Source organism: Achromobacter marplatensis, assembly GCF_002209535.1.
In the GTDB taxonomy this organism is placed as follows: Bacteria; Pseudomonadota; Gammaproteobacteria; order Burkholderiales; family Burkholderiaceae_B; genus Achromobacter; species Achromobacter marplatensis.
In genome coordinates this window covers 386,063-405,826 of sequence record NZ_NJIG01000005.1, presented here as the reverse complement: position 1 = coordinate 405,826, position 19,764 = coordinate 386,063, and the positions used below count along the sequence as shown (strand labels likewise).

Genomic DNA, 19,764 nt, shown 5'->3' with positions numbered 1-19,764 from the left:
CAAGCACTTACGAAGATTCTATGCCTGGCACGCCTTGCCGGATAGTCCGCGAAAACGCCGTGGGTATTCCACTGGCACGCGCCCGGTCCGTATAGCGGCCCAGCCGGCGGTATTGCCCGACGTTGTCCGCGCCCTGCAGCACATCCAGGCCGTAAAGATATTCCGGCAGGTAGCCCGATACCAGTTGCCGGTAATCCAGCGGCAGGCCCGGCACGATGCGCCGGGCCATCTGGAACACGATGGTGGTGCAGTTGGCGGTCAGCGTGTGATAGAAACGCGGCGTGTCCCGCAGCCGGTTGGCGCTGTCCACATACGCCATGAATAGCGACCGCGCGGCCTCCAACGGCATGTTGACGCGGTACAGATACCCGTCTTCGCCACGCACATTCGTGCGTACGCGCAGGCTGTCTTCCTCGGTGGAGGCAATGACGCTCAGTTCGTACTGTTTGAAGAAGCCGCCGATCTCTGAAAACTTGTCGCCTTGCTTGCGCCGGATCTCCACCGAGAACACCACGTAGCGCTCGTGGCCGAATCCGAAAGACACCAGGGCGTGGGCGATGGCGGGGCGGTTCCAGTAAGACAGCGCCACATCCACGGATTGCAGTTCGTCCAGCGCGTAATGCCGCGTTTCCCAGCGGGGCGTGAAGTCGGTGCGGGATCGCCACGCGAAGTTGCGCACGTTGTGCAGGGTGACGCGGTTGCCGTCGACCTCGCCGTGCGTCTGCCGCGCCACTTCCGGAATCCAGTCGCGGTCATTGGACGGCCGGATGGTGTGCCACCACACCAGCAACGCCACGACCGCCGCGGCGAATCCGTAGGCAGCAGGCTGCCAGTCCAGCCAGACCAGTGCGGCGATGGCGGCAAGCGCCAAGGCCAGCCAGCCTATCGTCAGCGCAGCGCGTGCGGCGCGAGGCAAGGGCGCGCGTATCCACAGCGCGAGTGCGCCCCAGGCTGCAACCAGCGCGATGGCGATGCCAATCAGAAGGGAAGCAGCCATGGGGGTCCGGCGCGCTCCAGAGAGGGCTCAGCGGTCGGCGACCGTTGTCAGCAAGTCTGAATCGTACATGGCCGCGGGCGAGATGATCGGCTCATCCCAGGGGATGTCGCGGCCGTAGCGTTCCTGCATCTTGGCCTGCACGGCGGGCGAGCTCAAGTCAAAGCCCTTCAGCGGCGCAAGCGCTCCGATTTCCAGGCCCAGCGTGCGCTGGTAGATCTTCCAGACAAGTTCCGAACAATAGATCCGGTCGTCCGACCAGGCGAACACCAGGTCATAAGGCTTGCCCACATAGGCGGCGCCCGCGGTTGCCAGCTGTTCGCGCACGGCGGGTGTCAGCGTCGAAGCGTCACGCAGGCGCTTGACGACGTAGTGGCCGCGTTCCCCTTGCGCCGCCCATTGGTCCAACGGCGTGTAGCTGACGCGGGAAGCCGCCTCCAGCACGTAGGGGCGGCCCTGACGCGTCACGATCATGCCCATGTGGCTGTAGGGGGAGTGGGTGGCTTGCTGGATGGCCAGGCTTTGCGCTGACCGGGATTGCTGGAATACCAGGTCGCCGGTCTGCACATCGGGGGCGGCCACGGCGGCCAGGGAAAGCAAGGACAGCGCTGCCAGGACGGCGGCGCGTGACCAGGCAGACAGTGTCATGAACGCGCCCGGCTGGCGGCCGGCGGTTCTTTTTTGCTACGCGGTTTAGGCGCAGGCTTCGGGGTTTCGGTCGGAGCGTCGAACTCCTGCTTGTTGCGCTCACCACGTGGGGTATTTTCCGGATGGGGTTTGGGAAAAGCCCAGGGCTTCGTTTTCTGATCCATTGCATGTACTCCTTGCACAGGCGGAACAGTAGCATTAGCCGTGGCCGTGAGTAAGTGAGGGTTGACGTCAATATTCATCACATCGTGATTTTTAAGTAAAAATTTCGGGGATTGGACCGCACGGGCGGCCGGAATGTTCCCCGCTTGCGGTGATTGCCCTTTCGGTTCCCGCAAGCCTCGCAACCGCGTGACGCGGCGGCGCATGTTATCGCGGATCCGGCGTGGCGGCGCGGCGCGCTTTGCCGTTCAGGGTGTTGCGCCCTGCCAATTGCGGTCGAACTGCAGGCGCACCTGGCGCGCCCAATCGTCGATCGCCGTGCGCACGTCGTCTGCCGTGGGCTTGCGGTCCGGCGGAAGATTGCTGCCGGTGACGGTGCCCAGCGACGCGATCAGGAGCTCGTTGGTGTTGGCGTCGCGCACCGAAGCCTCGATGAGCAGCCGCGCCGATTCATCGCGGTAGCCGGCGGCCTTGGCGGTCTGCCCGATCACGTAGCCGATCGGAATGTACTCCATCGCCCGGGGGTCTCGGTCGTTCTTGAACGTGCCCGTGATCGCCGCGCGGATGCGCAGCGCATGAGGTGCGGGGGCATTCAGCAATTGATAGCCTGCTTCCGAAAATTCGCGTCGTACGGCCTCGTTCATGTAGGCCAGCACACGCTCGCGTAACGCCGCGTTGTCCTTGAATTCCAGGTCGTCCGGGCGGTCACCGGCAATGTAGGTCATCGGTTCGAGGATGAGCTTTTTCTCGTACACGCTGCCGATCGGCGGGCCCGGGCGGGTCCAGATGCGGCCGGCGCTCCAGCTCGGGTCGGGCTGAAGCTGCGTCTGATCCTCGCCCAGCGAGGTGGAGTAGTCCTGCGCGCGCGGCAGGTTGGTACAGCCCGCCAGGGCGATGGCGACGCAGCCAGCGGCCAAGGTCAATCGAGAGATCATGATCGTTCCTTTCCAGGCAGTGACGGCAACCGTGCCGACGCGTTTGTCGATTATCTGCCGGTTCCCGCCCGGTGGCGCAGGAATCTGCGGCGGCGGCGCCGGCGGCGTTTGGGTAAACCCTCTCGGGAAATGGAGCTCATCCTTTTTTCCGTGGCGACGGCGCGTTCGCGCAGGCGGCGCCAGGACTACGATGGAAGGCGTGCACATAGGGAGGAAACTATGGACACCGCCAAGGAATGGTATGCCGCAGTCAAGGAATGGCAGCGCGCCCGCGACGAGCTCACCGCAGCGATCGCCGCGATCAAATGGCCGAACCCCACGCAGGGGTGCCTGGAGAGCTACGACCTCGCGTACGCGCGGGAAACCGAGGCGCGCGACCGCATGAATCAGGCCTATGAGCGCGTCCGACGGTAGATCGGCGTTCGCGGGTTTGCCGGAACGGCTTGGCTGGCTCCATAAAACACAATTCCGATGGCCCTGTGCATGGGGCCACGAAGGCGGTATGTTGTGTTTTTCTACGCCTTCCTAGCGCCCCATCATGTATCTGCCGTCCGCTTTCCGTGAAGACGATCTTGCCATCCAGCACGACTTCATCCGCGCCCATCCGCTGGGCGTCATCATGACCAGCGGGGAGGGCGGGCTGATGGCCAACCACATCCCCTGTCTGCTCTATCCCGAAGGCCCGCACGGCGTGCTGCGGCTGCACGTGGCGCGTGCCAACCCGCAACTGGCGCAACTGGCGGCGGGCCAGGAATGTCTGGTGGCGTTCCACGGGGCGCAGGCCTACATCACGCCGTCCTGGTACGCCACGAAGGCGGAAACCCACAAAGTGGTGCCGACGTGGAATTTCGTGGCGGTGCACGTCTGGGGCACCCCGGTGATCCAGGATGACCCGGCATGGTTGCGCGCCCAGCTTGAAGCCCTGACGGACAGCCAGGAAAAGGCGCGCACGCAGCCCTGGAGCGTAGATCAGGCGCCGCCCGATTTCATTGCCGCGCAGATGCGCGCCATCATCGGCGTCGAAATCCCGATCTCGCGCATCGAAGGCAAATGGAAGGTCAGCCAGAACCGCACGGCGGCCGACCGGCAAGGGGTGGCCGAGGGCCTGGCCAGCGAGGGAGGCAACGCCGTCATGGCAGGACTGGTGGCGCGGCGGGGCGGGCTGGCCTGAAGGCGGCGACGCCCAGCCCGGCGGCAAAGCAGACGATGGCGGCCGCTTGCAACAAGGCGGCCGTCGCCAGGAAGCCCACCATCGACTGCCCTGTCCCGTCCAGTACGGCGCGCAGCAGGCCGAACAGCGCCGGGGCGAAGGCGTAGGCGCCTTGCGACAGCGCGACGATCAAGGGCACCACACGCATCGTGTCCTCGCGCGCGAATTCCGTTTGCGCGATCAGAGGCGGCAACGATGTGGCGTTGCCGATGCCCGATCCGAACAACACCACGCCGAGCCATATCGCCCAGCCATGGTCTGGGGCCAGCATCAGCGTGAGCGATCCGCAGATCTGGATTGCGTAGGCCAGGCAGGCCACTTTGCGGCGGTCTGCGCCCTGGGGCATCAGCCATCCCACCAGCGTGCGGCCCGCGATGGCGGCCGCGGTGGCCACGCCCATCGCCACGCCCGCCATCTGGGCGCCCAGCAGCGGCGCCAGCAGCGACAACAGATGCGCGATCAACCCGATCTGCGCGAACAGCCCCAGTGCCATGCCGCCGGACAGCGTCAGGAAGGCGCGATCGCGCCATAGGTTTCCCACGCGGGGCAGGGCGGTCGCCGCCACCGATGCCGGCGCTGCCGCACCGTCGCCGTCGGCCAATTGCCCCAGTTGCTGCGGCGTGACGGCGAACACCTTGCGGGACAGCACCGCGATCACGCCCACCATCACTACCCCCACCCACAGCGCGGCCTGCGCGAAGCCGGCCTGCGCGATCAGGAACACCCACAGCGGCGAAAATACGATGCCGCCCACGCTGGCGCCGTTATAGGCCATGCCCAGCGCGGCGGGCCGCCGCCGCACGAACCACGGTGCGATCAGCGCGTTGACCGCCGCCGCGCCCAAGGCCACCCAACCCATGCCGCTCACCACCGCCGCGGCGTACAACTGCCACGGCGCTTGGGCCACGGCCCAGCCCGCGACCCCCAGCGCCAGCAGCACGGCCCCGCCGAACGTGGTTTGTGGGACGCCGGCGCGGCGATACAGGCGGGGCAGGTTGGCGACCACCACCGTGCCCGCCAGAAAGTGCAGGGTGACGGCGCCGGACACCAGCGCCACGCTCCAGCCGGTGCGTTGCACCACGGCATGCAGGAACACGGGCGGGCCGTAAAAGCCGACGCCCCAGCCAAAGATGGCCAGCGTGAATGTGGCGGCAAGGACTTTCCAGCCGAAGAAGGAGTGGGCAGCAGGCATGGGATTTGGGACGAGTCCGGTGTCTTATCGGGATGAGTCGCAGTATGCTTAGGTCTTGCACACAACACTTTGGTCTGCAGCGAATCATGGAATCCGAGTTCGCCGACATCAATCTCTCCGGGGTAGCGGGCGCCATCGCCGACCCGGCCCGCGCGCGCATGCTCTGCCTGCTGCTGGATGGCCGTGCCCGCACGGCGACTGAACTGGCCGCGGCCGCCGACATCGGCGCCTCTACGGCCAGCAGCCATTTCCAGCGGCTGCGCGAGCAAGGGCTGGTCGATATGGCGGTGCAGGGCAAGCACCGCTACTTCCGGCTGGCCAACAGCGAGGTCGCGCATGCACTGGAGGCCCTGCTTGTCGTGGCGGGCGCCGAACGTGTGCCGTTCAAACCCAATACGCCCTCCGCGCTGCGCGAGGCCCGGACCTGCTACGACCACATGGCCGGCACGCTTGCCGTTCGTATCCATGACGCCATGCTGGCGCGCCAATGGTTGGTGGCCGATGGCCGCGACTACGCGTTGACCCCGCTGGGCGAAGCGTCGCTGGCGCAAATCGGCGTGGACGCCGCGCAGGCGCGGCAGCGCCGCCGGCGTTTCGCGTGCGCTTGCCTGGACTGGAGCGAGCGCCGTTCGCATCTGGGGGGCGCGCTGGGCGCGGCCTTGCTGGACGCGCTGGTGCAGCGCGGCTGGATCACCAAGGACCTGGATTCGCGCGCGCTGGCGGTCACGCGCAAGGGCACGCAGCAGTTTCCGGCCTTTTTCGGCAAGGCCGACGCGCAGGCGGCCGGCGGCTGGCAGGAGGGCACGCATGCCGCGGCATAGCCTCAAATCGTCCCTGCTGCGCCATCAAGGTTCCGTCTTGTAGACGGCACTTCGAACACATCCATTCCCAGCCGCGAATGCGGCTTTTTTTTCGTTCATCAACGCTCGTTAATCAACCCTGTACAGGAGGTGGCCTTGCCTACGTTGGCACTGCACGCATTCCGTTCCTTCTCGCGTTTCGTGACGGAACTTCGCATCGACGTCAATCATGCTCCGCAAGACGTGGAGAAAGAACTCGATGCCATACACGATCGGATGCATCGCCCTTTGGATCGCTTGCACGGACTGCCGGAGGTCAAGACCGACATCCCTGGCATCGTGCTTCGCTATCGCGAAGCCGACGGCGAGTACTACGTGTATGTGGTGGATGTGCGGCGGGACCGGGTGGCGGGCTACACGGTGTTCAACCGGCTGATCGAAGTGGGCAGGCGGGCAGATCCGTACGTGCGCGCCCCGCACTCCAAATATGCCGCCGCCTATCAAGGCATGGGCCTGGCTACCGCGGTGTACCGGTGGGGGCTGGATGCGGGGCTGTGCATCTTCAGCGGCGCCCGCCAATCCACCGGTGCGCACCGGCTCTGGATGGGGCTGGCGCGGTATTACGAGCTGGGTCACGTCGATCTGCGGCGCAAGCAATTGCGTTATCTCGGGGCTGACGTGCGGCCCCAGGTCCTGGAGGACCTGCATACCCGGATGTTCCTGCTTGGTCGGGGCTGGACCTTGCCCGAATACATGCAGGCAACAGGCATGACTCCGTCCGAAGATGCGCTTTCGCAACAGGACTTAGGGAAATCCCCGTAAATCAGCGGCTGGGCGGTGCGGCGTATTCGCCGCGCCGGGCTGCGGGCCGCATCAGGCTTGCCGTTGCGGCCGGTCAGCCGTCGGCTTTCTTGCTATTCGAGAATCGGGGACGCACTTGTTGTGCTGCAACAATGTTTCTATTTTCTGCCTGGGTTACAAAACATATCTGAACTGTCATGGACAGGCGAGGTATGCTCGATCGCAGAAAGAGGGCATCCGAAGTGCATCAAAACAACTTGATCTACAAGGGATACCGGCTGACGGCCAAGGTGTCCCGGGGCGCGGACACTGAGATTCCGGCGCTGCCCAGCGGCCCCGTATTCGTCGCATCGGTAATGGTGGTTCAGGCAGGCGCCGTGCTGGAAGGCGGCGACGAATACCCGGTTCCCCGTTTCGCCGAAGGCGGCTTCGTCTTCAGTCCGCGAGAGGCCGTGCACGCGGCCATATTGCATGGCCGCGAGATCGTCGACGGCCTGACGAACATGCCGTCCTAGCCGGAAAAGACTTCCCGCCAGTCCCGCGTCTTGGCCAGCGTCTGCACGGTTGCGGACTGTTCCAGGATGGTCACGGCCTTCTTGAATTCCTCTGCCGACGCGCCGTCTTCCAGGATGACCATGCGCGAATTGCGCGCATCCGCCATCTTCACGTCCGACATCTTGCCGTGGGTCTGGTAGACCTGCGTCCAATCCATCTTCTTGCCGGCCTTGAGCGCGATCGGTTCGATGTAGGTCAGCGCCGTGCTGCCCGCCGCGCGGACGGCGAACGCGAAATCAGCCGTATGTCCGCTGCTGCCTTTGGCGCGCGCGCCCTTGACCATGCGGTTGGGGCCCACGCCTTCAGCCAGCGCGCGGCCGACCTGGGCGCGAAAGCGCAACTGGCTGAATCGGGGCATCCACTTGGCGCATTGGAACGACAGGGCCATGGCCAGTTTCACCGCGTCCCACAAGGCTTCCTGCAGCTGTTCATTGGGGCCCGAGGCGACGATGGCGCCGTCACGGTCGAAGTGCGCCAGGCTCACGCCAGGCGTTTCGTTCAGCAGGTCGATGCGCTTGGCCCCCACGTCGATGCCGTAGCTGGACGCGTGCATCGAGGTCTCACAGGCGTCGGTCAGGTAGAACGACGTGTCGTCAGGGTGCGCGATGAAAAAGGCGGCGTGCTGGCCGTCCAGCCCCAGGGTCATGGGGGACACCGCGCGGATGGCGTGTTCACCGGCCGGCAGGACGGTCCAGCCGGAGGCTTCCAGAAAATTGCTCATAGGATCAGTTCGATTTGGCGGCCTTTGAGGGGATGCGCAAATCCGCCGGCAAGCGTCAGGTTCGCCCGCGGCAGGAAGTACTGCATCAGCGCGCCGATATTGTGCAGGGCGGGCACGATGGGTTCGGCATAGCCTTCGCCTTCGTCCACCCAGATATGTTCATGGCTGCGGTCCGCAAGCGGCTTGCGGTACTGCGGTCGGCCCACGCCCACCAGGCTGGTGTGGAAGGAGTCATCCGTATCCACGCCAAACACCCGATGCGGGCCGACGAAAAGACTGGCACAGAACGCTTCCGTCAGGAAGATCGTGGCCTGGCCGTGTACCGCGGTGCGCGCCCCGCGGTAGATCACGCGGAAAATCACGTCGTCGCGCACTTCGCCCTTGACCTTGCACGCGCTGGCGAACTCCATCCACTGGATGTTGTTGGCGGCGGGCTTCGGGATCCAGGAGATCGGTTTTACGGTTTCCTTGGGTTCGGCAAGGATCTCTTGCACCTCATCAACGGTGATTAACGGTTCGAACTTGTTGGCCATGGAACTGATCTAGGGTCTTGGAATTGCGCTACGGATGCGCTGCGCCGCTCGCCAAGGGCGCAGGGAACTCATGCGCGCAACAGGGCGAGGGGGCGTAATCTTACAAGATGAAGACGGTGCGGACCCTTTAGCTGTATATCCATACAGCTAAAGGGTCCGCGCGTGAAAACGGGTCAGTGGCGGATCAGAGCGAGCTGGCTGCGAACGTGTCGCATTGCTTGATGTTGCCGCTTTCCAGTCCCCGCTTGAACCAGCGCACGCGCTGGGCAGAGGAACCGTGCGTGAAGGAGTCCGGCACGGCATAGCCCTGGGCCTGCTTTTGCAGCCGGTCGTCGCCGATGGCTGTGGCCGCGGCCAGCGCTTCTTCGACGTCGCCGCCTTCCAGGATGTTGCGCGCGGCGTTGGCGCGTTGCGCCCACAGGCCGGCAAAGCAGTCGGCCTGCAGTTCCACCCGCACCGACAGCGCATTGGCTTGCGCCGGATTGCGGCGGCGCAGCTGGTCGACCTGGTCCGAAATGCCCAGCAGATGCTGCACGTGGTGTCCCACTTCATGCGCAATCACATAGGCCTGGGCGAAGTCGCCCGGCGCCTTGAACTTGTTCTGCAATTCGTCGAAGAAGGCCAGGTCGATATAGACCTTGCTGTCGCCGGGGCAGTAGAAGGGGCCCATCGCGGATTGGCCCGTGCCGCAGGCCGTGGGCGTGGCACCGCGGAACAGCACGAGCTTGGGCGCGACGTACTGGCGGTTCAAATCCTTCTGGAAGATCGCGCTCCAGGTGTCTTCGGTTTCGCCCAGCACCTTGGCGACAAAGCGCGCCTGCGGGTCGTCGACCGGCGGCCGGCTGGCGGGCGACTGCTGCTGCGTCTGGGGCGGCCCTTCGGCCATTTGCAGGACCACGTTGGGATCCACGCCAAAGTACATGGCCACCAAGGCAAGTACTATCGTACCGATGCCGATGGTTCCACGGCCGCCGATACGTGGACCACTGGCACGTCGGTCTTCCACATTGTCGCTTTCACGCGAGTCATCGAGGCGCATACTGTTTCTCCGGGCGGGTCGGCGTTCCCGCCATTTTGCATCGCCGCGCCATGTTGGGCGGCATTCAAGAGTGTTAGGATAATCCCATGGCCTTGTATTTATCTATTCATCCTGCGAATCCTCAACCTCGCCTGCTCAAGCAGGCAGCCCAATGGCTGAACGATGGAGGCCTTGTAGCCGTACCCACCGATTCCAGCTACGCCGTCGTCGCGCGTCTGGACGACAAGGACGCCGCGGACGGCCTGCGCCGGTTACGCGGCCTGGACGAAAGACACCATCTGACACTGTTGTGCCGCGACCTGGCTGAAATCGGCCACTTCGCCCGCGTGGACAACAAGCAATACCGCTTGTTGAAGGCCGCGACGCCCGGCCCCTGGACCTTCATCCTGGAAGCCACCAAGGAAGTGCCGCGGCGTGTGTCGCACCCGTCGCGCAAGACCATCGGCATCCGCGTGCCGGATCATGCGGTTATGCTGGGCCTGCTCGAGCAAGTGGGCGCGCCGTTGCTTTCCACCACGCTGATCCCCAAAGACGATACGCAAGCGTTGAATGACGCCGAAGACATCCGCGAACGCTACGACCACGATCTGGCCGCCATCATCGACGCGGGCGCCTGCCCGCAATCGCCGACCACAGTGATCGACCTGACCAGCGATGATCCGGTGGTCGTGCGCGTGGGTCGTGGCGACCCGGCCACGCTTGGCCTTGCCTGAATCAATCCCCCACCGTAGTGCCTTGCGTGCCGGCCCCTGCCGGCACGTGGCTCATCTACAATCCGGCTCGCCATGAACGACATCATCCAAACCATTGCGGTCTACGCGATCCCGATCATCTTCGCCATCACCTTGCACGAAGCCGCGCACGGCTACGTGGCACGAATGTTCGGCGACCCCACGGCCTTCCAGGCCGGCCGCGTCAGCCTGAATCCGATGCGCCACATCGATCCCGTCGGGACCTTGCTGGTGCCCGTCGTCATCCTGCTGGCATCCAAGCTGCTGGGCAGCCCGGGCATGCTGTTCGGCTGGGCCAAACCCGTGCCGGTGGATTTCGGCCGCTTGCGCCGTCCCAAGCGCGACATGTTGTGGGTGGCGCTGGCCGGCCCCGCGGCCAACCTGCTGATGGCGATTCTCTGGGCGTTTTCGCTGCGCCTGATGCTGGAATCCGGCATGCAGGAATCTTTCTGGTTCCAGATGGGCGTGGCCGGCGTGAACATCAACCTGGTGCTGATGGCGCTGAACCTGCTGCCGATCCTGCCGCTGGATGGGGGACGCATCCTGTTCAGCCTGCTGCCGAACCGCCTGGCCTGGCAATACTCGAAAATCGAGCCCTACGGCTTGATGATCGTCATCGTCCTTCTGGTCACCGATGTGCTTTGGCTTCTGATGCGTCCGGTGTACGAATTTGGAACGACTATCGTTCAGTGGTTTCTGTAGGATTTCGGCCAATTTCCGTTAAACTCAGCGGTTTCATTGATTCTGGCCCTGAGGCATCCTGCCGTGGGGCGTTGGAGCCCTACATTTATGGCATCCCCTGCAACCGCCGCAGGCGTTAATTTCCAGGGCAGCTTGGTGGCCCTGGTCACTCCCATGCAGCCCGATGGCAGCCTGGATTACGCTGCCTACCGGTCTTTGATCGACTGGCACGTCCAGGAAGGAACCGACGCGCTGGTGGTGGTGGGCACCACCGGGGAGTCACCCACTGTCTCGATGGAAGAGCACGCGGAATTGATCCGCGTCGCGGTTGAACATGCCGCTGGCCGCATTCCGGTCATTGCTGGCGTGGGCGCCAACTCCACCGACGAAGCCATTCACCTGACGCGCCATGCCAAGGCAGTCGGCGCACAGGCCGGCCTGTCGGTCGTTCCCTATTACAACAAGCCTTCGCAAGAGGGCCTGTATCGCCACTTCCGCACCATCGCGGAAGCCGTCGATCTGCCGACGATCCTGTACAACGTGCCGGGCCGCACCGTTGCCGACATGAGCAACGACACGGTTCTGCGCCTGGCGCAGGTGCCCGGCATCATCGGCATCAAGGACGCCACCGGAGATATCGCCCGCGGCGGCCTCCTGCTGCGCGAAGCGCCGGCAAGCTTCCAGGTGTTCAGCGGGGACGATCCCACGGCTGCCGCCCTGATCCTGCTGGGTGCGCGCGGCAACATCTCCGTGACCGCCAACGTGGCCCCCAAGCTCATGCGCGACCTGTGCGCTGCCGCGCTGGCTGGCGACGTACCGAAGGTCCGTGAACTTAACGCGTACCTGGCGCGTCTGAACAAGGCTTTGTTTGTTGAAGCCAATCCCATCCCCGTCAAGTGGGCGTTGGCCGAAATGGGCCGTAGCGCACTGGGCTACCGGCTTCCGCTGGTTGAACTGGGCACGCAGAACCACGAAGTCGTGCGTCGCGCGCTCCAGGAAACGGGCCTGCTCTAAATATCGTGAGGATACGTATGAACAAGCGTCATGCCGGTTTGTCGGCATTGATGTCTGTGGTGTTGTTGGCCGGCTGCAGCGAGGTCAACCAATTCCTGGGCAATGAAGAATCCGTCAACTACAAGAGCGCCGTCACCCAGCGGGGAGAGCCTCTGAGCATCCCGCCGGATCTGACTCAGGCCAACAGCGATCCGCGTTACCGCGCGCCCGCTTCGGGCTCGACGACGTACTCGCAGTTCCAGCAACAGGGCCAGGCGCAAGCCAGCGCCCCGAAGTCCAGCAACGTGCTTCCCGGCCGCCAGGACATGCGTGTCGAGCGTGACGGCGACCTGCGCTGGCTGGTCGTGGACCGTGCTCCCGAAGACGTCTTCCCGCGTCTGGTGGACTTCTGGACCGAGAACGGCTTCACCGTGGCCAGTAACAACCCCAGCGCCGGCCTGATTGAAACCGACTGGGCGGAAAACCGCGCCAAGATCCCGGAAAGCTGGCTGCGCCAGGCCTTGGGCGCGGTGCTGGAATCGGCTTGGGATAGCGGCGAACGCGAGAAATTCCGTACCCGCGTCGAGCGCGTCAATGGCCATACCGAGGTCTATGTGAGCCATCGCCAGATGCTCGAAAAGCGCGTCGGCTCCGACGGCGGCCAGGTGCAGTGGCAGAACGGCAAGGAAGATCCGGGCCTGAACGCCGCCATGCTCGCCCGCATGATGGTCTACCTGGGTTCGGACGTGGACAACGCCCGCAAGCTGGTGCAGCAGGCGGAAGCCGCGCCGCAGAAGCCGGCGGTGCAGGAAGATGTCCGTGCGCAGGGCGCATCGCTGCTGGTGGCCGAATCGTTTGACCGTGCATGGCGCCGCGTCGGCGTGGCGCTGGACGGCGGCGGCTTTGCCGTGGACGACCGCGACCGCTCTGCTGGCGACTACTTCGTGCGCTACGTCGATACCGACACGGGCGAAAAGAACGAGCAACCGGGCTTCTTCAGCCGCATGTTCTCGGGCGACAAGAAGGCCGAGGCGCCGCAATACCGTATCCACCTGGCCGCCACGGGCGACCAGACCACGGTGACGGTGCTCGATTCCTCGGGCGCCCGCGACAACAGCGCGACGGCCCAGCGCCTGCTGAGCGTCTTGAAAGACAAGATGTAAAGCGCGCCGAACCGGTGCCTGGTCGCCGGTTTGATGCAAAGGCCCCCGCAAGGGGGCCTTTTTCATTGGCGCGCCCCGGCTTCACGACGGGCGCTCCGCGGGTGGGCTGCTGGCGGGCCTATCGCTTTTGAAGTAGCAGGGAATAGGCAGGCGTAAAAAAGCCCCGGCAGTGTCGCTGCCGGGGCTTTTTCACGTCTTCAGAGCGGGGGTTCGTCTCTGTTTTATTAAGACGCCGGAGTGGTCGAGCCGCCCGGGGTGTTCGATCCGCCGCCAGGCGTGGTGCTGGGAGCGGGCGCCGGAGCCGGCGACGTGGCCGGAGGCGTGGACGAGGGAGCAGGCGTGCTTGCGCCCGGAGTGGGGTTGGTCGCGGGCGCCGGGGCATCTTCCTTCTTGTTGCAAGCGCTGAGCGACACTGCCAGCACCGAGGCAATAATCAAGGTTTTGCTCATCATTTTTGGACTCCTGTAGATGACGACTCTTGAAACCCCCTTAGGGGAAACCAGAATCCAGGCTACAGGAAGCTGAAGGCCGATCGCGTGTGAAAGTTAAAAAGGTCGCATCCCAACGGCAACAAACCTTTCAGCTAGGTGTTATGTCTTTCCTTATGTGACTGCGAACACAGACCTGATTGCGTTCTGTGCAAGTCAGATACGTGGACGTGTCCGGATACTACGCCGGCACATAGCGGATCCACCCCGAATCCAACCAGTCCGCTAGGCAAGAACGGGCGTCGTCGGACAGTTTCGCGCAGGCCGGGTCGGCGCAATCCAGGCTGCGGGCATCGGCCAGCGTGCGCAGTGCGGCATCGACGGGTGTCATCGCGGTTTCGCCGTTGATGAACAGCTGCTTGCCGCGATACAGCATGCGGCTGCGGCGATCCAGCACCAGGCGGCCGGAGGTGGGCCAGTCTTCTTCCAGGTCCACGTCCATGCCTTCGGGGGCGTCGAAAACGCTGAGATTGTGCGGTTCGGTCAGCCAGCAGCCCAAAAAGCGCGAGGCCAGCGCATCGTCGAAGCGCAGCTTTTCAACGGTCTCGAGCGTGGCAGCCACCAGAGCGTCGGGCAGTGCAGCCGGCGTGTCGACGGCCGGCTGGCCCGGGTCGCGATAGACGGCGGACAGCTTGGGACCGGGCAGGGCCGGTTCACCGTAAGGCCCGCCCAGCAGGCCGACGCGGGCCATCACCTGGTCGGCGGCGGCTTCCAGCAGCCCGCGCGCAAGCGTGGCCTGCGTGGGGGCGCGGAACCCGATCGAGATGGTCATGCAGCCGTCGCCCACGGCGATGCCGTCGTGGGCCGCCTGCGGCGGCAGATACAGCATGTCGCCGGGGACCAGCACCGCCTTTTCTTCCGGCTGGAAGTTGCTGAGGATCTTCAGCGGCAGGCCGGGTTCCAGGGACAGGTCTTTTTGGCGGCCGTAGCGCCATTCGCGTTCGCCGGCGGCTTGCAGCAGGAACACGTCGTAGCTATCGAAGTGGGGGCCCACGCCGCCGCCATGGCTGGCGATGCTGATCATCACGTCGTCCAGGCGGGCGTCGGGAATGAAGCGGAACAGCCCCATCAGTTCAGATGCCGCGTCGCTGAGCAGGTCCACGCTTTGAATCAGCAGCGTCCAATCGCCTTCGTTGTCTTTGGGCAGGCGCGCGAACGGGCCGTTCTCCATCTGCCATTCGCCGTTCTCGCGCCAAATCAGGCGCGACTCGACGTCGTCGCGGCGCGCCAGCTTTTTGATGGCCGCGATCGTCAGCGGCGGCTTGAAGCCGGGGATGGCCTGGCGGATCAGCAGCGGCTTGCGCTGCCAGTAGCGGCGCATGAAGTCGTTGGGGCTTTGGTTGCCCAGCAGCGGCAGGCGTTGGTCGAGGTTCATTGAAGGTGCTTCTTAAGACGGTAGAGGGCATCCAGCGCTTCGCGCGGGGTAAGGCTGTCGGGATCGATGGCGGCCAGCGATTCACGCAAGGCGTCCAGCGCCTCGATTGCGTCCGAGCGCTCGGTTTCGGCGTAGGCTTGCGCGTCAGCATCCGCCGCAGCCGAGAATAGACCCAATTGCGGCGTGGGCGCACCCTGTGCTTCAAGGCGTTCGAGTTCGCGCGTGGCCTGGCGGATCACTGCTGCAGGCACGCCGGCGCGCTGGGCCACCTGGATCCCGTAGCTGCGGCTGGCGGGGCCTTCGCGCACTTCGTGCAGGAAGACGATGCCGCTGGCCGATTCCGCCGCGGCCAGATGCACGTTGGCGGACGCGGGCTGTTCGGCCGGCAGGCGGGTCAGTTCGAAGTAGTGGGTGGCGAACAGCGTCAGCGCGCGGTTGTGCGCCAACAGACGGCAGGCGATGGCCCACGCCAGCGCCAGGCCGTCGTAGGTAGACGTGCCACGGCCGATCTCATCCATCAGCACCAGGCTGTTGGGCGTGCTGGCCGACAGGATGGCGGCCGCCTCGGTCATTTCCATCATGAAGGTCGAGCGTCCACCCGCCAGATCGTCGGCGGCGCCGATGCGGGTGAAGATGCGGTCGATCTTGCCGATGCGGGCGCGCGTGGCGGGCACGAAGCTGCCGATGCGCGCCAGCAGCACGATCAGCGCCACCTGCCGCATGTAGGTCGATTTACCGCCCATGTTCGGGCCGGTGATCAACAGCATGCGGCGTGCCGGGTCCAGGCGGCAACCGTTGGGCGTGAAGCGCTCGATGGCATGTTCCACCACCGGATGGCGGCCGGCTTCGATATCGATGTCGGCCTGCTCGGACAAGTCGGGCGCCATCCAGTCGTGGCGGCGCGCGTGGTCAGCCAAGGCGGCCAGCGTGTCCAGTTCGGCCAGCGCGGCCGCGCAGTCCGACAGCGGCCGCACGTGTTCGGCCAGCACGTCCAGCAGTTGCTCGAACAGCCACTTTTCGCGGGCCAGCGAGCGGTCCTGGGCCGACAGCACCTTGTCTTCCCACGTCTTGAGTTCAGGCGTGATGTAGCGCTCGGCATTCTTCAGCGTCTGGCGGCGGCGGTAATCTTCCGGCACCTTGGCGGTCTGGCCCTTGGAGACTTCGATGTAGAAGCCATGCACGCGGTTGAATTCCACGCGCAGGTTGTTGATGCCCGTGCGCTCGCGCTCGCGGGCTTCCAGCTGGATCAGGAAGTCGCCGCCGTCGGCCGCAAGGCCGCGCAGTTCGTCCAGTTCCGCATCGAACCCGGCGGCCAGCACGCCGCCGTCGCGGATGGCCACGGCCGGCTCCGGCGCAATGGCGCGCACCAGCAGCGCGGCCAGCGCCGGGTCCACGGACAGGTGCGAGATCAGCTCACCCAGGCGCGGGGAGTCGGCCATGGGTTCGACCAGGTCGCGCAAGGCGGGCAGGGATTCCAGCGCATCGCGCAGGCTGGCCAGCTCACGCGGGCGCACCGAGCGCAGCGCCAGGCGTGCGGCGATGCGTTCGATGTCGGGGAAGGCGTTCAGCGCCGCGCGCAGCGCTTCCAGCAGGCCTGCCGAACCGAACGTCTGCTCAACGTCCATGCGGCCAGCCAGCAGCGCCGAGATGGCTTGCTGGCGCGCCAGCGCCTGCTCGTTTTCGCGCAGCGGATGGTGCAGCCACCGGCGCAGCAGCCGGCTGCCCATGGGCGTGCGGCAGCCATCCAGCAGCGAGAACAGCGTAGGCGAATCTTCGCCCGACAGCGTTTGCGTCAGTTCCAGGTTGCGGCGGGTCACCGGGTCCAGCAACACGTACTGGCCAGGGCGCTCGGCCGACAGGCTTTGCACGTGGGCCAGCGCCTGCGACTGGGTGCGCGCCGCATAGCGCAGCAGCGCGCCGGCGGCGCAGACGCCAGCAGGCATGTCTTCGATGTCGAAGCCGGCCAACGTATCCGTCTTGAAATGCGCCAGCAGGTGCGCGCGCGCGCCGTCGCTTTCGAAGTGCCAGTCCGGCACCCGGGCGCGGGCGCCTTCGAACGGGAAATCGAAGTCGGCGCTGTCGGCGCAGATGATTTCCGCGGGGGCGATGCGGTGCAATTCGGATTCCAGCTGCGCCGGCGCGCATTCGGTCACGCGGAATTCGCCGCTGGCCAGGTTCAGCCAGGCCAAGCCGGCGCGCGGGGCGCGGGCATTGCCGGTGACGAACACGGCGGCCAGCGCGCGGTCAGCCTTGGCGGGCAGCAAGGCGTCGTCGGTCAGGGTGCCCGGCGTGACGATGCGCACAATGCGGCGTTCAACCGGCCCCTTGGACGCGGCCGGATCGCCGATCTGTTCGCAGATGGCAATGGATTCGCCCATCGCGACCAGGCGGGCCAGGTATTGCTCCATGGCGTGCACGGGCAGCCCGGCCATCGGGATGGGAATACCGTTGGACGAGCCGCGCTTGGTCAGCGTCAGGTTGAGCAGACGCGCGCCGCGCTCCGCGTCTTCATAGAACATTTCATAGAAGTCGCCCATACGGTAGAAGAGCAGCAAGGGACCAGCCTCCGCTTTCAGGCGGAGGTATTGCTGCATCATTGGGGTGTGGCCTGCCGTGACTTCGTCAATGTCGGCCGATGTTTTCGACGTTTTGCCTTGTGCTGCTTGCATTTACAGAGGGGTAGCCTTGATTCGTTTGGATGACGGTTGACCCAACGACACCCATCAAAACCCATCGTCACTTGCCGTTTTGGCGTAACTTTTTGGGTGTCGTTTTGAAAAGTTACGCCGCTTCGATTAGCATCCTCTGGAAAGTTACGCCAACGAGACCACCAGACATATGCAATTCGACGCGCGCGCTGCCAAGCTTCTTGAGCCCGGGCAACACCTTACCATTGATGGGTGCCCGGGTTTACGCCTGATCGCCACGGCCACGACACGGACTTGGCTGTATCGGTACAAGAGTCCGGTAGACGGGAAAATGCGTCAAAAGAAAATAGGACGCTGGCCGGAAACTTCATTTCCTGCAGCGGCGGGGGCGTGGGATGCCTTGCGCCGACAGCGGCAGGAAGGCGTCGATCTGGTCAAACTGCAGAAGGAAGCACGATCGGCCGCCGCGGCCGCGCAAGATGCTCTAGTTGCCGAAAAGGCCGCATTACGGTTTACGGTCGCTGATGCCTGCGAAGAATATTTCAAGGGTCATGTGGCTAGGAATCGGACAAAGAAGGGCCAAGATGAGATTAAGCGGACCTTCGCCACGATGCTAGGGCCCCTGGCCAGTCAAGCGGCCAGTTCTGTGACGCGCGCTCAGGCTTTTGAATTGATCGATTCGTATGCCCACATTCCAGTCCAGGCGCAGATCCTACGGCGCGAGTTGGGGGCGGCGTGGGAATATTGCCACGATGCCGGCAGGCTACCGGAGACAGTGCCGAATTGGTGGCGCATCATTTTGCGTGGCAAACTTAAATCCAAGGGCAAGGCGATCAATGGGGTGAAGTCCGGGGTAGTCAAAAGAGTGCTATCGCCGGCAGAGGCTGGTGAACTGATCCGCTGGCTGCCCAATTTTTCCCGGGATATACATGACATCCTGACCCTTTATCTATGGACGGCCGCGCGGGGGGCGGAAATCACGGTTATGGAGGCCGGAGAAATTACCGAGGAGGCTGACGGCCTGTGGTGGACAGTCCCGAAGGCAAAGACCAAGAACGTCAGGCGAGTGGAGGCCACGGATTTCCGGGTGCCCTTAGTAGGCCGCGCAGAGGAAATCGTGCGCCGCCGATTGGAAGCCTATCCGAAGGGCTACCTTTTTCCGTCCTATGGCGCGTCAGGACATTGGGAGCAGAAGTCGGTGCAAACTCGTGTGTATTACCAGCAGCCCTACAGCAACACCGCACCCGAGCGGAAACGGCTCAGGCTAACCGTAACGCATTGGGCGCCCCATGATCTGCGTCGCACCGCGCGCACATTTCTTGCGTCATTGAAATGTCCGCGCGACGTGGCCGAGGTGATCCTCGGTCACATGTTGGAAGGCGTGGAAGGCGATTACAACCGCTATTCCTACGACAAAGAGCGCCGCGTTTGGTTGCGGCGCTTGTCGGACTACTTGGAAAAGCTGGCTGCGCGCGGACGCTAACCGCCTTCCGGTTGGGCGGGTTCGGCCTTCCGCTTTTTCGCCCCAGTGTTAGGGGGTGGAAGCATCGTAGACTTCGGCCGGCTGCGCGCCCACTCCACGATCTCCGCGTACAGATAACCTACACGGCGCCCCGAGAGTTCCCGGGGCGCCGGAAACTCATCCCGCGTGACCATCGACTGGATAGTGGACTCTGCCAACGTTGTGATCGCCGAGGCGGTTGCCAGATCTACATACACGGGCTCGATTCGCACGTCAGTGTTCATCGTGATCCTCCTGCACGAGCCATTCGCCCTCTCTAGTTTCGACGTTCACACTTCGCACGCATCCCTTGCCACAATGCTCCGTATGCGTGGCGGTCACGTCGCTAGCCTTGCTGGTGAAGTAGACCCAGCGGCCGGCATCGTAGAAGCGGAAGACGGTCACGCCGCTATGCGTGAACAACTCGGCTACCGGGATACCCTGGTTGTCCGTGCTGGACACGGAGACCGGATCTTTTGAGCAGCCGGCCAAGGCTAACGTCAATACAGTCAGTGCCGCGTATCGCCTCCAGGTGCTACCGACGCACCAAGCGCGCGAGCGGCCTTCAGGATGCGCTGCTGGATTTCGGCCACT

23 protein-coding genes are annotated in these 19,764 nt (G+C 64.5%); 10 read left to right on the top strand and 13 right to left on the bottom strand.

Translation table 11 applies throughout. The features are described 5' to 3' along the window. Positions 1 to 7: 7 nt before the first annotated feature. The 4 genes from CEY09_RS14815 to CEY09_RS14805 form a co-directional block, all read right to left on the bottom strand. On the bottom strand, positions 8 to 997 hold the full coding sequence (locus CEY09_RS14815) for an Lnb N-terminal periplasmic domain-containing protein (RefSeq protein WP_088589188.1): 990 nt from the start codon (positions 995 to 997) through the stop codon (positions 8 to 10). A 27-nt stretch (positions 998 to 1,024) separates the two neighbouring features. Further along, the gene (locus tag CEY09_RS14810; RefSeq protein ID WP_088589187.1) at positions 1,025 to 1,642 is read right to left on the bottom strand and encodes a YiiX family permuted papain-like enzyme; all 618 of its coding nucleotides are present in this window, start codon (positions 1,640 to 1,642) and stop codon (positions 1,025 to 1,027) included. After that, on the bottom strand, positions 1,639 to 1,806 hold the full coding sequence (locus tag CEY09_RS32300) for a hypothetical protein (protein ID WP_167390079.1): 168 nt from the start codon (positions 1,804 to 1,806) through the stop codon (positions 1,639 to 1,641). The genes CEY09_RS14810 and CEY09_RS32300 overlap by 4 nt, the downstream gene beginning before the upstream one ends. 246 nt (positions 1,807 to 2,052) lie before the next feature. Further along, positions 2,053 to 2,739, bottom strand: a complete 687-nt coding sequence (locus CEY09_RS14805) for a DUF3313 domain-containing protein (protein WP_035212891.1) — start codon at positions 2,737 to 2,739, stop codon at positions 2,053 to 2,055. A gap of 219 nt (positions 2,740 to 2,958) precedes the next feature. On the opposite strand from CEY09_RS14805, the gene CEY09_RS14800 reads away from it, so the two are divergent. Continuing rightward, positions 2,959 to 3,153 (top strand): hypothetical protein, encoded by a 195-nt coding sequence (locus tag CEY09_RS14800; protein WP_006224039.1) that lies wholly within the window; start codon positions 2,959 to 2,961, stop codon positions 3,151 to 3,153. Between the two features lie 124 nt (positions 3,154 to 3,277). After that, entirely contained in the window at positions 3,278 to 3,910 is a 633-nt protein-coding gene (locus tag CEY09_RS14795; RefSeq protein WP_088589186.1) for an FMN-binding negative transcriptional regulator, read from the top strand. Here the strand turns inward: CEY09_RS14795 and CEY09_RS14790 are convergent. After that, on the bottom strand, positions 3,870 to 5,141 hold the full coding sequence (locus CEY09_RS14790) for an MFS transporter (RefSeq protein WP_088589185.1): 1,272 nt from the start codon (positions 5,139 to 5,141) through the stop codon (positions 3,870 to 3,872). The two genes, CEY09_RS14795 and CEY09_RS14790, sit on opposite strands and share 41 nt — an antisense overlap. A gap of 86 nt (positions 5,142 to 5,227) precedes the next feature. Here CEY09_RS14790 and CEY09_RS14785 point away from each other — a divergent pair, with 86 nt between their 5' ends. The 3 genes from CEY09_RS14785 (at position 5,228) to CEY09_RS14775 (ending at position 7,257) form a co-directional block, all read left to right on the top strand. Further along, positions 5,228 to 5,962 carry an ArsR/SmtB family transcription factor gene (locus tag CEY09_RS14785; RefSeq protein ID WP_088589184.1) on the top strand — a complete coding sequence of 245 codons (735 nt, stop codon included), beginning with the start codon at positions 5,228 to 5,230 and terminating at the stop codon, positions 5,960 to 5,962. 135 nt (positions 5,963 to 6,097) lie between these two features. Further along, positions 6,098 to 6,763, top strand: a complete 666-nt coding sequence (locus CEY09_RS14780; protein WP_088589183.1) for a glycosyltransferase family protein — start codon at positions 6,098 to 6,100, stop codon at positions 6,761 to 6,763. A gap of 221 nt (positions 6,764 to 6,984) precedes the next feature. Next, positions 6,985 to 7,257, top strand: coding sequence for a hypothetical protein (locus CEY09_RS14775; RefSeq protein ID WP_088589182.1), 273 nt, complete (start codon positions 6,985 to 6,987; stop codon positions 7,255 to 7,257). On the opposite strand, the gene CEY09_RS14770 is transcribed toward CEY09_RS14775, so the two are convergent. The 3 genes from CEY09_RS14770 to ypfJ form a co-directional block, all read right to left on the bottom strand. After that, positions 7,254 to 8,018 (bottom strand): DUF1828 domain-containing protein, encoded by a 765-nt coding sequence (locus CEY09_RS14770; RefSeq protein ID WP_006224033.1) that lies wholly within the window; start codon positions 8,016 to 8,018, stop codon positions 7,254 to 7,256. The genes CEY09_RS14775 and CEY09_RS14770 overlap by 4 nt on opposite strands. Beyond that, entirely contained in the window at positions 8,015 to 8,551 is a 537-nt protein-coding gene (locus tag CEY09_RS14765; protein ID WP_006224032.1) for a hypothetical protein, read from the bottom strand. Before CEY09_RS14765 ends, CEY09_RS14770 begins: the two co-directional genes overlap by 4 nt. 184 nt (positions 8,552 to 8,735) lie before the next feature. Continuing rightward, positions 8,736 to 9,590: a KPN_02809 family neutral zinc metallopeptidase gene (ypfJ, locus tag CEY09_RS14760; protein WP_088589181.1), complete on the bottom strand. Its 855-nt coding sequence runs from the start codon at positions 9,588 to 9,590 to the stop codon at positions 8,736 to 8,738. 86 nt (positions 9,591 to 9,676) lie between these two features. On the opposite strand from ypfJ, the gene CEY09_RS14755 reads away from it, so the two are divergent. The 4 genes from CEY09_RS14755 to bamC all read left to right on the top strand — a co-directional run bounded on the left by CEY09_RS14755 (position 9,677) and on the right by bamC (position 13,158). Continuing rightward, positions 9,677 to 10,303 carry an L-threonylcarbamoyladenylate synthase gene (locus CEY09_RS14755; protein WP_006224030.1) on the top strand — a complete coding sequence of 209 codons (627 nt, stop codon included), beginning with the start codon at positions 9,677 to 9,679 and terminating at the stop codon, positions 10,301 to 10,303. A 72-nt stretch (positions 10,304 to 10,375) separates the two neighbouring features. Continuing rightward, entirely contained in the window at positions 10,376 to 11,023 is a 648-nt protein-coding gene (locus CEY09_RS14750) for a site-2 protease family protein (protein ID WP_088589180.1), read from the top strand. A gap of 87 nt (positions 11,024 to 11,110) precedes the next feature. Next, positions 11,111 to 12,016 (top strand): 4-hydroxy-tetrahydrodipicolinate synthase, encoded by a 906-nt coding sequence (dapA, locus tag CEY09_RS14745; RefSeq protein WP_006224028.1) that lies wholly within the window; start codon positions 11,111 to 11,113, stop codon positions 12,014 to 12,016. Positions 12,017 to 12,033: 17 nt separating this feature from the next. Then, positions 12,034 to 13,158: an outer membrane protein assembly factor BamC gene (gene bamC / locus CEY09_RS14740; protein ID WP_088589179.1), complete on the top strand. Its 1,125-nt coding sequence runs from the start codon at positions 12,034 to 12,036 to the stop codon at positions 13,156 to 13,158. Between the two features lie 224 nt (positions 13,159 to 13,382). Here the strand turns inward: bamC and CEY09_RS14735 are convergent, their stop codons facing one another. The 3 genes from CEY09_RS14735 to mutS all read right to left on the bottom strand — a co-directional run bounded on the left by CEY09_RS14735 (position 13,383) and on the right by mutS (position 17,690). Then, a complete protein-coding gene (locus CEY09_RS14735) occupies positions 13,383 to 13,610 on the bottom strand; it encodes an endopeptidase (protein ID WP_081534137.1) in 228 nt (75 codons plus the stop codon). 217 nt (positions 13,611 to 13,827) lie between these two features. Next, complete coding sequence (locus tag CEY09_RS14730; protein WP_088589178.1) at positions 13,828 to 15,021, bottom strand: ribosomal protein uL16 3-hydroxylase; 1,194 nt, start codon at positions 15,019 to 15,021, stop codon at positions 13,828 to 13,830. Continuing rightward, positions 15,018 to 17,690: a DNA mismatch repair protein MutS gene (gene mutS / locus CEY09_RS14725; RefSeq protein WP_415830505.1), complete on the bottom strand. Its 2,673-nt coding sequence runs from the start codon at positions 17,688 to 17,690 to the stop codon at positions 15,018 to 15,020. The genes CEY09_RS14730 and mutS overlap by 4 nt, the downstream gene beginning before the upstream one ends. Before the next feature lie 169 nt (positions 17,691 to 17,859). Between mutS and CEY09_RS14720 the strand changes: the two genes are divergently transcribed. Beyond that, positions 17,860 to 19,152: a tyrosine-type recombinase/integrase gene (locus CEY09_RS14720; protein ID WP_088589176.1), complete on the top strand. Its 1,293-nt coding sequence runs from the start codon at positions 17,860 to 17,862 to the stop codon at positions 19,150 to 19,152. On the opposite strand, the gene CEY09_RS14715 is transcribed toward CEY09_RS14720, so the two are convergent. Both CEY09_RS14715 and CEY09_RS32175 read right to left on the bottom strand, forming a co-directional pair. Beyond that, positions 19,149 to 19,415: a helix-turn-helix transcriptional regulator gene (locus tag CEY09_RS14715; RefSeq protein WP_272938458.1), complete on the bottom strand. Its 267-nt coding sequence runs from the start codon at positions 19,413 to 19,415 to the stop codon at positions 19,149 to 19,151. The two genes, CEY09_RS14720 and CEY09_RS14715, sit on opposite strands and share 4 nt — an antisense overlap. Continuing rightward, entirely contained in the window at positions 19,405 to 19,632 is a 228-nt protein-coding gene (locus CEY09_RS32175; RefSeq protein WP_158218672.1) for a DUF4884 domain-containing protein, read from the bottom strand. The genes CEY09_RS14715 and CEY09_RS32175 overlap by 11 nt, the downstream gene beginning before the upstream one ends. Positions 19,633 to 19,764 lie beyond the last annotated feature (132 nt).

Bases quoted from the DNA above. Each gene is read 5' to 3' on its own strand.
- CEY09_RS14815 (WP_088589188.1), bottom strand. From the start codon at position 997: ATGGCTGCTTCCCTTCTGATTGGCATCGCCATCGCGCTGGTTGCAGCC.
- CEY09_RS14810 (WP_088589187.1), bottom strand. From the start codon at position 1,642: ATGACACTGTCTGCCTGGTCACGCGCCGCCGTCCTGGCAGCGCTGTCC.
- CEY09_RS32300 (WP_167390079.1), bottom strand. From the start codon at position 1,806: ATGGATCAGAAAACGAAGCCCTGGGCTTTTCCCAAACCCCATCCGGAA.
- CEY09_RS14805 (WP_035212891.1), bottom strand. From the start codon at position 2,739: ATGATCTCTCGATTGACCTTGGCCGCTGGCTGCGTCGCCATCGCCCTG.
- CEY09_RS14800 (WP_006224039.1), top strand. From the start codon at position 2,959: ATGGACACCGCCAAGGAATGGTATGCCGCAGTCAAGGAATGGCAGCGC.
- CEY09_RS14795 (WP_088589186.1), top strand. From the start codon at position 3,278: ATGTATCTGCCGTCCGCTTTCCGTGAAGACGATCTTGCCATCCAGCAC.
- CEY09_RS14790 (WP_088589185.1), bottom strand. From the start codon at position 5,141: ATGCCTGCTGCCCACTCCTTCTTCGGCTGGAAAGTCCTTGCCGCCACA.
- CEY09_RS14785 (WP_088589184.1), top strand. From the start codon at position 5,228: ATGGAATCCGAGTTCGCCGACATCAATCTCTCCGGGGTAGCGGGCGCC.
- CEY09_RS14770 (WP_006224033.1), bottom strand. From the start codon at position 8,018: ATGAGCAATTTTCTGGAAGCCTCCGGCTGGACCGTCCTGCCGGCCGGT.
- CEY09_RS14765 (WP_006224032.1), bottom strand. From the start codon at position 8,551: ATGGCCAACAAGTTCGAACCGTTAATCACCGTTGATGAGGTGCAAGAG.
- ypfJ (WP_088589181.1), bottom strand. From the start codon at position 9,590: ATGCGCCTCGATGACTCGCGTGAAAGCGACAATGTGGAAGACCGACGT.
- CEY09_RS14755 (WP_006224030.1), top strand. From the start codon at position 9,677: ATGGCCTTGTATTTATCTATTCATCCTGCGAATCCTCAACCTCGCCTG.
- CEY09_RS14750 (WP_088589180.1), top strand. From the start codon at position 10,376: ATGAACGACATCATCCAAACCATTGCGGTCTACGCGATCCCGATCATC.
- dapA (WP_006224028.1), top strand. From the start codon at position 11,111: ATGGCATCCCCTGCAACCGCCGCAGGCGTTAATTTCCAGGGCAGCTTG.
- bamC (WP_088589179.1), top strand. From the start codon at position 12,034: ATGAACAAGCGTCATGCCGGTTTGTCGGCATTGATGTCTGTGGTGTTG.
- CEY09_RS14735 (WP_081534137.1), bottom strand. From the start codon at position 13,610: ATGATGAGCAAAACCTTGATTATTGCCTCGGTGCTGGCAGTGTCGCTC.
- CEY09_RS14730 (WP_088589178.1), bottom strand. From the start codon at position 15,021: ATGAACCTCGACCAACGCCTGCCGCTGCTGGGCAACCAAAGCCCCAAC.
- mutS (WP_415830505.1), bottom strand. From the start codon at position 17,690: ATGCAAGCAGCACAAGGCAAAACGTCGAAAACATCGGCCGACATTGAC.
- CEY09_RS14720 (WP_088589176.1), top strand. From the start codon at position 17,860: ATGCAATTCGACGCGCGCGCTGCCAAGCTTCTTGAGCCCGGGCAACAC.
- CEY09_RS14715 (WP_272938458.1), bottom strand. From the start codon at position 19,415: ATGAACACTGACGTGCGAATCGAGCCCGTGTATGTAGATCTGGCAACC.